The sequence below is a fragment of the Sphingomonas sp. CCH10-B3 genome (genome assembly GCF_001556185.1).
Lineage (GTDB): Bacteria > Pseudomonadota > Alphaproteobacteria > Sphingomonadales > Sphingomonadaceae > Sphingomonas > Sphingomonas aquatica.
Genome location: NZ_LSIJ01000045.1, coordinates 1 through 9,877 on the forward strand (window position 1 = coordinate 1; position 9,877 = coordinate 9,877).

Genomic DNA, 9,877 nt, shown 5'->3' on the forward strand with positions numbered 1-9,877 from the left:
GCGGTACACATCGACACCACCACCCACCTAACCCCCCGCTTCCGCCCCTCGATCAGCGCATGGCCGACCAGCCGTGACCCGGTCATCCCGAACGGGTGGCCGATCGCGATCGCGCCGCCGTTGACGTTGTACTTTTCCGGATCGATGCCGAGCGTGTCGCGGCAGTAGAGGCACTGCGAGGCGAAGGCTTCGTTGAGCTCCCACAGGCCGATGTCCGCGACCGTCAGCCCGGCGCGCGCGAGCAGTTTGGGGATGGCGAAGACCGGACCGATGCCCATTTCGTCGGGCGCGCAGCCTGCCGCCTGGAAACCGCGATAGATGCCAAGGATTTCCTTGCCCTCGGCCTCCGCCGTCGCGCGGTCCATCACGATCTGTGCGCTCGCGCCGTCGGACAGCTGGCTGGCGTTGCCGGCGGTGATGTATTTGCCTTCCTTCACGAACTGGCCGTCCTTCCAGACGGTGCGCAGCCCGCTGATCCCTTCATAGGTCGTGCCGGGGCGGATGCCTTCGTCGTGGGTGACGGTCACCTGCTCGCGCCCCGTCTCCTTGCCTTCCTTGTCGACGATCGCGCGCTCGACAGTGATCGGGGCGATTTCCTCAGCGAAGGCGCCCGCCTCCAGCCCGCGCGCGGCGCGCTGCTGGCTTTCGGCGCCATAGCGGTCCTGCGCCTCGCGGCTGATGCCATAGCGTTCGGCGACGATCTCGGCGGTTTCGATCATCGGGATATAGGCGGCGGGCTCGTTCGCGATCACCGACTGGTTGATGTAGCGCGGGGCGTTCGCCGCGGTCATGCTCACGCTTTCCATGCCGCCCGCGAGCGCGACGTCGATCTCGTTGCAGATGATCGAGCGCGCGGCGAGCGCAACGGCGGTGAGGCCGGAGCCGCATTTGCGATCGAGCGAGAAAGCGGGGACGCTTTGCGGCAGGTTCGCGGCGAACACCGCCATCCGCCCGGCATTGCCGCCCTGGCTGCCCCATTGGTTGCCGACGCCCCAGAAGATTTCGTCGATGCGCGCGGGGTCGATGCCGGCGCGCTCGACCGCGGCGTTCATGACATGCCCGGCGAGCACCGGCGCTTCGGTGACGTTGAACACGCCGCGCATGGCCTTGCCAATGGGGGTGCGGGCAGTGGCGACGATCGCGGCTTCGCGCATGGGGGCTCTCCTCGAGTGATTTTGGCACAGAGGCTAGCGAAGCGGATCGGGCTTGTCAGGCCCTATACGGGCGGCGGCGTACAGATACGGCCGCCGCCCGGTGACCCGGGAGGCCTGTTGGGCAGGTCACATCCGGTATTCACAGCGACGCAGCGGTTGGTTACAAATGCCCGCGCGCAGGCTAAGCGATCCGATCGAATGCGCTTGTAACCTAATCACTGGACCGAACGAATGGCTCTATCGGGAGCGCTGAACAGGGCAAGCGAGGATCAGCTGAAGGGCTGGATGGTGCGTGGCCTCGATGGCGACGCCACCGCCCAGAACCGGCTGCTGACCGCGCTTGCACCGATGATGCGCAGCTTCTTCGCGCGGCGATTGCGCGGCGCGGGCGATGATGTCGAGGATCTGGTGCAGGACACGCTGATTGCCATTCACACGCGGCGCGCAAGCTATGACCGCGACCGGCCCTTCACTGCATGGGCCTATGCGGTCGCGCGCTACAAGATGATCGACCATTTCCGCCGCCAGCGCCAGCATGTGTCGTTCGAGGGGCTGGAGGAAATCCTGGTCGCCGAAGGCTATCAGGAAGCGGCGTCGGCGAAGATGGATGTCGACGGGCTGCTGGGGGAGATTTCACCCAAACAGGCCAGCGCGATCCGCCGCACCAAGATCGACGGGCTGAGTGTTGCCGAAGCGGCCGAGGCCGACGGCATCAGCGAAGCCGATGTCAAAGTTTCCGTCCACCGCGGGCTGAAGGCGCTCGCGGCCCGGCTGAAGGGTAAATGATGCGTACCGAAGACTTGATCCAATCGCTGTCGGCGCAGACGCGGCCGGTTTCGGCGCATGCGGTGGAGCAGCGGCTTGCGCTGGGGCTGGTCGCGGGCGGCGCGGTGACGCTGGCGCTGGTGGTCACGACGATGGGGCTGCGGCCCGATCTGCCGGGCGCGATGATGCACATGCGCTTCCTGATGAAGGCGGCGTACACGATCGCGCTCGGCGTGGTCGCGATTCTGGCAGTGGCGCATGTTGCCCGGCCCGAGGCGGCGCGCGTACGCGGCGCCTGGCTGATCGCGGTGCCGGTGACGCTGCTCGGCGTGCTCGCGGCGATCGAGCTGGCGACGACGCCCAGCGAATATTGGCTGCCGATGTGGCTGGGCAGCAGCTGGCGGCAATGTTCGATGCGCGTCGCGGTGCTGTCGCTGCCGATCTTCATCGGCCTGCTCTGGTCGTTCCGACGGCTCGCGCCGACCAATTTGCGGGCGGCGGGTGCCACTGCCGGGCTGGCGGCGGGCGCGTTCGGCGCGACGCTTTACGGCCTGCATTGCCCGGAGGTTTCGGCAAGCTTCGTCATCACCTGGTACAGCCTTGGCATTGCCATGCCGACCGCGATCGGGGCGATTTTCGGCCCGCAACTGCTGCGCTGGTAACGGCGTGTAACCGGCATCGAACCCTCCACGAATAGCAGGGCATAGGGTCGCCCGGTGGCTGCCCGACGATGATGGAGTGATGACAATGCGTGCGCTTCTTGCTGTTTCGACTGCCCTTTTCCTTGCGGCCTGCTCGGGCGCGACGGCCACGCCGACGCCGTCGGGCAAGAGCGGCGCGGCCGCCCCGACCGCGCTTGCCGGCGACCCGGCGCACCCGGTCGTCGTCGAACTCTATCAGAGCCAGGGCTGCTCGAGCTGCCCGCCCGCTGACAAGGTGGTCAACAAGCTAGCCGACCGCGCCGATGTGATCCCGCTGTCGTTCGCGGTGACCTATTGGGACGATCTCGGCTGGAAGGATATTTTCGGCAGCCCGGCCTATACCGCGCGCCAGTGGGATTATGCCCGCGCCGCCGGCCGCGCTCAGGTCGCGACGCCGCAGGTGATCGTCAACGGCCGTGACGCCGTGCTCGGCAGCCGCGAAGGCGAGCTGAACGCCGCGATTGCCCGCAACGTCGTCAAGACCGGCCCGGCGATCACGGCCGCGAACGGCAAGGTGACGGTTGGCGCCGGTCAGGCGACCAATGCGACCGTGTGGGTGGTCCGTTACGATCCGCGCACGATCGAGGTGGCGATCAAAGCGGGCGAAAATGGCGGCGCGACCATTCCGCACCGCAACATCGTCAAGCAGCTCGTCAATGTCGGCAGCTGGTCGGGCAAGTCGGCAAGCTACACGCTGCCTGCGGCACCGGCTGGCCTGAAGACCGCGATCCTCGTCCAGAACGGCAAGGGCGGCCCGATCCTGTCGGCGGCGAAAATCTAACTCCCTCCCGCCTACCTGCGCGTCCGTTTCCCCCTTTTTCGGGCGCGCAGGACCTGCGGTGTTCCGTCATTGCGAGCGCAGCGAAGCAATCCGGTCCGGGACTGGATTGCTTCGCTGCGCTCGCAATGACGATTTCTGCTGTAAGAGGCGGAAGTTACCGCCCCTTCGGCGCTCCGCGATGCGGCGCGCGCGTCGGGCGGACCGCGCCGCGATGCGCGGGGGGCTGCGCACCCCGCCGCGGACCGGTGTCGCCGGGGCCCTGCGGTGCGGGAACGATCTCGCCACCGTCTTCGGACGCCGTCCGCTTCAACGCATCCTGGAATTTGCCCGAAATGCCGCGCGGGATCTGGAAGAAGGTCTCGTTCGGCCCGATCCGGATCGCACCGATTTCTTGCTTGGTGATGTGCCCGCGACGGCAGAGCAGCGGCAGGATCCAGCGCGGGTCTGCATTCTGGCGCCGACCGATGTCGAGCTTGAACCACAGCACGTCCTCGAACCCCGCGCGGTGGTTGGCGCCAGGGGCACCCCGACCCGCAGCGGGTGCCGCGCCGCGCTCGATCAGTTCCTCGGGCTGCGGCATTGCCGCACGGTGCGCGCGCACGAGCAGCGCGGCAATGTCCTCGGCGCTCTTTTCCGCGAGCAGCTTGGCGCCGAGCGCGCGGTCGTCGTCATCGATCTCGACCGGCGCGAGCAGCGTCGCGAGCAACCGCTCGCGGTCCTTGGCGCGGATGTCATCGGCGGTCGGCGGATCAGTCCACTCGGCGGCGATCCGCGCGCCATTCAGCATGCGTTCGACCATGCGGCGGCGCTGATACGGGACGATCAGCACAGCCGTCCCCTTCTTGCCCGCCCGTCCGGTCCGGCCCGAGCGGTGCTGGAGCGCTTCGGCATCGCGCGGCAGCTCGACATGCACGACCAATGTCAGATTGGGCAGGTCGATGCCGCGCGCCGCGACATCGGTCGCAACGCACACCCGCGCGCGCCCGTCGCGCAACGCCTGCAAAGCGGCATTGCGCTCGTTCTGGCTATGCTCGCCCGACAGCGCGACGGCAGAAAAGCCGCGATCGGTCAGGCTTGCATGCAGGTGGCGGACGTTGTCGCGGGTCGCGCAGAACAGGATCGCGGTCTCGGCCTCGTGCAGGCGGAGCATGTTGACGACGACATTCTCGGTGTCCGACGGCGCGATCGTCACGCATTGATAGGTGATGTCGCCATGCCCGCGATCTTCGCCCACCGTCGAGATGCGCAAGGCGTCGCGCTGATACCGCTTGGCGAGTGCCACGATCGGTTTGGGAATCGTCGCCGAGAACAGCAATGTGCGGCGCTCGTCAGGCGTCGCGTCGAGGATTTCCTCGAGGTCTTCGCGAAAGCCCATGTCGAGCATTTCATCGGCTTCATCGAGCACCGCGACTTTCAGCGCCGACAGGTCGAGCGCGCCGCGTTCCAGGTGATCGCGCAGCCGCCCCGGCGTGCCGACGACGATATGCGCGCCGTGGCTGAGCGTGCGCCGCTCCTTCGAGGCATCCATCCCGCCGACACAGGTCGCGATCCGCGCGCCCGCCTTGGCATAGAGCCACATCAGTTCGCGGCTGACCTGTAGCGCCAGCTCGCGCGTCGGCGCGATCACCAGCGCCTGCGGCGCGATGCCGTGGCTGAGGCCGTGCTCGCCAAGCAGCTGATTGCCGATCGCCAGCCCGAAAGCGACAGTCTTCCCCGACCCGGTCTGGGCCGAGACCAGCAGGTCGCGCCCTTCGGCCTCGGCAGCGGCGACAGCGGTCTGGACAGGGGTCAGCGCATCATAACCACGCGCGGCGAGCGCTTCGGACAGAAGCGGAGGAAGAGTCGAAAGGGGCATCGGCATCCAATAGGGAAGAACAGCCGCAAATGTCGGCACGGCCGATCCGGAAAAAACTGCACGCCGAATGAGCACCGGCGCCGTTGCGCCTTTTACGCGGTTACGTCAAGTTTCGCCGGGTTGAGGAGCCCTGCTTGCCGGTTTTGAGCGGAGCGCGTGCGTTATTGGCTGGGGCCAACCGGGGCTCCTCCCGACCAACGCGCATCGTTCCCATAGCGTCCGTATCGTTTAGCCGAAACTGCCGACCGAAACATTGCTTGTCCAGTCTCAGCGCCCCTGAAACTGCGCCGGGCGGCGCTCGATGAACGACCGTATGCCCTCCGCTGCGTCGGCGCTGGTCATTACGCGTTCGCGCACCATTGCGACCGCGGCGATTGCTGCCTGCTCGCCTGCTTCGATGAACTTGCGGCCAGCCTCTTTGGTGACCTGAATGCCGAGCGGGGCGTTGGCGGCGATGATCCGGGCGATTTCCATCGCGCGGTCGGTCTGGGTGCCGGCGGGCACGACTTCCTGAACCAAGCCGATCCGGCGCGCCTCGGCCGCGCCGAATTCGTCGCACATGAACAGATGGTACATGGCGTTCCCCCAGCCGGCGCGGGTGATGTAGCGGAAATGCGCACCGCCGAGCGGGGCAATGCCGCGCTTTGATTCCATCTGGCAAAAGCGGCTGTCGTCAGCGGCAATGACAATGTCGCCCGCCAGCGCCAGTTCGATCCCGATCGTGAAGCAGATGCCCTGCACCGCGGTCACGATCGGCTTGCGCGCTTGGCTGAGCAATCCGAACGGATCGACATTGCCGGGCGGGATCGGCTTGGCGGTCGCACCGGGGCCGAAGAATTTGGGCATGTCGAGCCCGGCGGTGAAATGGTCGCCCGCCGCGCACAGCACGCCGACCCAAAGATCTTCGTCCCGGTCGAGCATCGTCAGCGCGTCGCTTAGTTGCGCCATCATCTCGGGGACAAAGGCGTTCTTCTTGGCCGGATTGTCGATCGTGATCTTGAGGATGTGGTCGATCCGTTCGTGCGTCACGCGCGGCTGGGCATCGGCGTCGGTCATGGCGGCTCTCCTTGGCGCCCCCAAGCTTGCGGTGTGCAGGGGGTCGTGTCATCTGGATGACGATAGTCATTCATCAGCATGATATGCATCATGTTGATGGTCAAGTAGTATTCTGGAGCGACCGCTACACATGGGACATTCACGGGCGCAAAAGGCCGAGAATCGCGAGCGCATTCTCGCACTGGCGGCGGCGCAAATCCGTGCGCACGGCATCGACTCGCTGGCGGTCGCGCCGCTGATGGAAGCGGCGGGACTGACGCACGGCGGCTTCTACGGCCATTTTGCATCGCGTGAGGCGCTGATTGCCGCAGCCGTCGATCGCGCGCTCGACGATGGCGCCGCGGGTGCCGCGCGTGCAAAGGGCAAAAGCTTGAGCGAAATCGCGCGCGGTTATCTCAGTCGCCGTCACCGCGACGCGCCCGAAGCCGGCTGCGCGATTGCTGCCATCGGCAGCGAAACTGCCCGCGCTGACGATGCAAGCCGGGCGTCGATGGCGCGCCATATCGACGCTTTCATGGCCGGCGTCCGGCCGTTCGTGACCGATGACGATCGGGCCGCACTTACGGTCAGCGCGCTGGTCGGCGCGCTCATCATCGCGCGGGTTAACCCGGATCGGTCAGCCTCGGACGCAATGATGAAATCCGTCCAGCGGGCCATCGCGACGCTCGATACGCCGACGGCCGAAGGTGTCGCCAGCACCATTTAGCAAGTGGGGAGCTTCTGTTGCTCGGTGCTCCCCGTACCGCCGGAATCCGCTTCTGTTGCCCGGTGCGGTCCAACCGCGCTTTTGTCTGACTAACCTAGACCGTTAGGTCTTGGGTTAGGCCGCAATCGCGAGCGCCTCGTTATCGTTGGCACTTGGTTATGGGCCGTCACGGTGGTCCCATTCCGGGCAAAAGACAGCGCCGTTCAACACACGTCGATCCTGGTTCGGCCCCGTCAAAGCCCCTCGGGAAGCCCAAGGGGTTATGGTGGAGCCGCCGGGTACTGCCCCCGGGTCCGCTGCGTCTAGTTCACGCCATCGTTTATCGCCATAGTCGGGCGAACCCGACAGAACCCATATAAGCGCTGCGCAATTAATGAAAAGACCGCCTTCCACTCGGCCCAAACTGGGTCCATAGAGCCGCCCATCATGTTGACGCAGCGTTCCCGTTACGCGCTCCGCGCGATGCTCTTTCTGGCTGAGGCGCCTCCGGGCGGCCCGCCGATCCCGATGAACCGGATCGCCGAGGCAGCGAATGTGCCGCGCAAGTTCCTTGAGCTGATCCTTGCCGATCTGCGCGAGGCCGGGCTGCTGCACAGCCATCGCGGCAAGATGGGCGGCTATGTGCTGTCGCGGCCGCACCACCTGATTTCACTGGGCGAGATCATCCGTGTGATCGAAGGGCCGCTGGCACTGGTGCCCTGCGTCAGCCGCACCGCCTACCGCCGCTGCGCCGATTGCCGCGATGAGGCGAGCTGCGCGATTCGCCAGGCTATGGCGCGCGTGCGTGACGAAACCGCGCGCATTCTCGACGGTACCAGCCTCGCCGACGCAATCGCCGAGGATCTGGCGGCGGCCTGAGCCTGCGGAATTCGGCGAAGCGCTTGGCCCCTTGCACCGTCATGCTGAGCTTGCTTCAGGGTGACGTTTGATGCGCCGATTGCGCGCTTAGTCCCGCTTCACCAGCGCATCGCGGATTTCGCGCAGCAGCACGACGTCGGCCGGCTCGGGCGGCGGCGCGTCGTCGGGCTTGGGAGCATCCGCGCCCAATTCATGCTCGACTTCCTTCATCGTCGCATTCGCCAGGCGCACCAGCAGGAAAATGATGAAAGCGATGATCAGGAAATTGACCGCCGCCGTCAGGAACGCGCCCCAGCCGAGCAGCGGCACCCCCGCGGCCTTCAGTGCGGCATAGTCAGTCGATCCGCGCAGCTTTTCGGGCACTTCGCCCAGCACGATGAAATGGCGTGAAAAATCGAGCCCGCCGAAAATCTTGCCCACCACCGGCATGATCACGTCATCGGTCAGCGAGGTGATGATCTTGCCGAACGCCGCGCCGATGATCACCGCGACCGCCAGGTCGATCACATTACCCCGCGCGATGAATGCCCTGAACTCTTTCCACATCGGCACGCCTCCCCTGGCTTGCGAAATTGCTTGGGTGCACCATCTGTGTTGGGCTAATAGCGCACCCGATTGGGCTGGAGGGATAGCAATGAAGTTTCGCATCGTCACCACCATTGGGCTTGCGGTCGCGCTTTCCGGCTGCGGCCTAAACAGCATTCCGACCGCGGACGAGGAAGTGAAGGCGCGCTGGGCAGACGTGCAGAACGACTATCAGCGCCGCGCCGACCTGATCCCCAATCTCGTCGCGACGGTGAAGGGTGCAGGCTTGCAGGAAAAGAGCATCCTCGTCGAAGTGACGCAGGCGCGCGCCGCCGCCAACACCATCCGCGTCTCCGCCGATGATCTGAGCGACCCCGCCAAGCTCGCGCAGTTCGACCGCGCGCAGAGCTCGCTCGGCTTCTCGCTGCAAAAGCTGCAGGAGGCCTATCCCGAGCTGAAGAGCCAGGCCAATTACACCACGCTGCTGAGCCAGCTCGAAGGCACCGAGAACCGCATCACCATCGCCCGGCGCGATTACAATGCGGCAGTGCAGAAGTATAACACCACGATCCGCACGTTCCCGACCGCGATCACCGCAAGCATCGTCTATGGCGCCAAGCCCAAGGTGCCGTTCACGGCGACCACACCGGGCGCTGAAGCTGCACCGAAGGTCGACTTCGGCAGTTGATCCGCTTCCTTGCCTTCCTTGCCGCGCTGCTGTTGTTCGGCAGCGCGGCCACCGCGCAGACCTTCCCCAAATTTACGGGGCTGGTCGTCGACGCCGCCAATGTGCTGCCGCCCGAAACCGAGGCGGACCTGACCGCGAAGCTCGAGGCGCTGCAGAAGGATACCGGGCGCCAACTGGTGGTGGCGACGATCCCCGACCTGCAGGGCTATCCGCTCGAGGATTACGGCTATCGGCTTGGGCGGGCATGGGGCGTCGGGCTGAAGGACGTCAACAACGGCGCGATCCTGTTCATCGCGCCCAATGAGCCCAAGGGCAAGCGCGGCCCCCGGATCGAAGTCGGCTATGGCCTCGAACCCTATCTGACCGATGCCTTTTCGTCGCAGGTGGTGCGCCAGATCATGGTGCCGCGGTTGAAGGCGGGCGATGTGCCCGGCGCGATGACGGCGGGCACCGATGCGCTGATCGAACAGCTGCGCGCCAATCCGGACGAGGCCAAGGCGCGCACCGACGCCGCGATCAAGGAGTTCGACCGCACGCGTAAGCGCGGAAAGTCGTCGAACAGCGCGTTCGGCATCGGCGCCGGCGTGATCTTCTGGCTGCTGGTGGTCGGATTTATCATCCTCGCTTCCACGCGCCGCCGGTCGGGCCGGATGTACCGCCGCGATGATTCGGACTGGGGGTCGGTCGCGCTGTGGACCGCGCTCGAAGTCGCGCGTGCGGCGTCGCAAAACAACAATCGCTCGGGCTGGGGTGGCGGCGGTTCATCGGGCTGGGGCGGCGGCGGCAGC

General features: G+C 66.1%; 11 protein-coding genes and 1 other RNA gene. 7 read left to right on the plus strand and 5 right to left on the minus strand.

The window, feature by feature from the left end; all coding sequences use genetic code 11:
- Positions 1-1,154 (minus strand): acetyl-CoA C-acyltransferase (locus AX672_RS08015; protein WP_066650633.1); only part of this gene is annotated, 1,154 nt, incomplete at its 3' end.
- 231 nt (positions 1,155-1,385) lie between these two features.
- On the opposite strand from AX672_RS08015, the gene AX672_RS08020 reads away from it, so the two are divergent.
- The 3 genes from AX672_RS08020 (at position 1,386) to AX672_RS08030 (ending at position 3,401) form a co-directional block, all read left to right on the plus strand.
- Positions 1,386-1,940, plus strand: a complete 555-nt coding sequence (locus AX672_RS08020) for a sigma-70 family RNA polymerase sigma factor (protein ID WP_066650634.1) — start codon at positions 1,386-1,388, stop codon at positions 1,938-1,940.
- A complete protein-coding gene (locus tag AX672_RS08025; RefSeq protein WP_066650642.1) occupies positions 1,940-2,581 on the plus strand; it encodes a DUF1109 domain-containing protein in 642 nt (213 codons plus the stop codon). Before AX672_RS08020 ends, AX672_RS08025 begins: the two co-directional genes overlap by 1 nt.
- An 85-nt stretch (positions 2,582-2,666) precedes the next feature.
- Positions 2,667-3,401 carry a DUF1223 domain-containing protein gene (locus tag AX672_RS08030; protein ID WP_066650635.1) on the plus strand — a complete coding sequence of 245 codons (735 nt, stop codon included), beginning with the start codon at positions 2,667-2,669 and terminating at the stop codon, positions 3,399-3,401.
- A 154-nt stretch (positions 3,402-3,555) separates the two neighbouring features.
- Here AX672_RS08030 and AX672_RS08035 read toward each other — a convergent pair whose 3' ends face one another.
- Entirely contained in the window at positions 3,556-5,256 is a 1,701-nt protein-coding gene (locus AX672_RS08035; RefSeq protein ID WP_066650643.1) for a DEAD/DEAH box helicase, read from the minus strand.
- Positions 5,257-5,523: 267 nt separating this feature from the next.
- Positions 5,524-6,312, minus strand: a complete 789-nt coding sequence (locus AX672_RS08040) for a crotonase/enoyl-CoA hydratase family protein (protein WP_066650636.1) — start codon at positions 6,310-6,312, stop codon at positions 5,524-5,526.
- A 130-nt stretch (positions 6,313-6,442) separates the two neighbouring features.
- Between AX672_RS08040 and AX672_RS08045 the strand changes: the two genes are divergently transcribed.
- Positions 6,443-7,018, plus strand: coding sequence for a TetR/AcrR family transcriptional regulator (locus AX672_RS08045; RefSeq protein WP_066650637.1), 576 nt, complete (start codon positions 6,443-6,445; stop codon positions 7,016-7,018).
- Between the two features lie 41 nt (positions 7,019-7,059).
- Here the strand turns inward: AX672_RS08045 and ssrA are convergent.
- Positions 7,060-7,402, minus strand: a transfer-messenger RNA (tmRNA) gene (gene ssrA / locus AX672_RS08050).
- Between the two features lie 42 nt (positions 7,403-7,444).
- On the opposite strand from ssrA, the gene AX672_RS08055 reads away from it, so the two are divergent.
- Positions 7,445-7,876: an RrF2 family transcriptional regulator gene (locus tag AX672_RS08055; RefSeq protein ID WP_066650638.1), complete on the plus strand. Its 432-nt coding sequence runs from the start codon at positions 7,445-7,447 to the stop codon at positions 7,874-7,876.
- Positions 7,877-7,963: 87 nt separating this feature from the next.
- Here AX672_RS08055 and mscL read toward each other — a convergent pair whose 3' ends face one another.
- Positions 7,964-8,422 (minus strand): large conductance mechanosensitive channel protein MscL, encoded by a 459-nt coding sequence (gene mscL, locus AX672_RS08060; RefSeq protein ID WP_066650639.1) that lies wholly within the window; start codon positions 8,420-8,422, stop codon positions 7,964-7,966.
- A gap of 88 nt (positions 8,423-8,510) precedes the next feature.
- Here mscL and AX672_RS08065 point away from each other — a divergent pair, with 88 nt between their 5' ends.
- Complete coding sequence (locus tag AX672_RS08065) at positions 8,511-9,089, plus strand: LemA family protein (RefSeq protein ID WP_066650640.1); 579 nt, start codon at positions 8,511-8,513, stop codon at positions 9,087-9,089.
- Positions 9,086-9,877 (plus strand): TPM domain-containing protein (locus AX672_RS08070; protein WP_066650641.1); only part of this gene is annotated, 792 nt, incomplete at its 3' end. The genes AX672_RS08065 and AX672_RS08070, both read left to right, overlap by 4 nt.

Coding starts and splice junctions, on each gene's coding strand:
- AX672_RS08020 (WP_066650634.1), top strand. CDS start 1,386: ATGGCTCTATCGGGAGCGCTGAACAGGGCAAGCGAGGATCAGCTGAAG.
- AX672_RS08025 (WP_066650642.1), top strand. CDS start 1,940: ATGCGTACCGAAGACTTGATCCAATCGCTGTCGGCGCAGACGCGGCCG.
- AX672_RS08030 (WP_066650635.1), top strand. CDS start 2,667: ATGCGTGCGCTTCTTGCTGTTTCGACTGCCCTTTTCCTTGCGGCCTGC.
- AX672_RS08035 (WP_066650643.1), bottom strand. CDS start 5,256: ATGCCCCTTTCGACTCTTCCTCCGCTTCTGTCCGAAGCGCTCGCCGCG.
- AX672_RS08040 (WP_066650636.1), bottom strand. CDS start 6,312: ATGACCGACGCCGATGCCCAGCCGCGCGTGACGCACGAACGGATCGAC.
- AX672_RS08045 (WP_066650637.1), top strand. CDS start 6,443: ATGGGACATTCACGGGCGCAAAAGGCCGAGAATCGCGAGCGCATTCTC.
- AX672_RS08055 (WP_066650638.1), top strand. CDS start 7,445: ATGTTGACGCAGCGTTCCCGTTACGCGCTCCGCGCGATGCTCTTTCTG.
- mscL (WP_066650639.1), bottom strand. CDS start 8,422: ATGTGGAAAGAGTTCAGGGCATTCATCGCGCGGGGTAATGTGATCGAC.
- AX672_RS08065 (WP_066650640.1), top strand. CDS start 8,511: ATGAAGTTTCGCATCGTCACCACCATTGGGCTTGCGGTCGCGCTTTCC.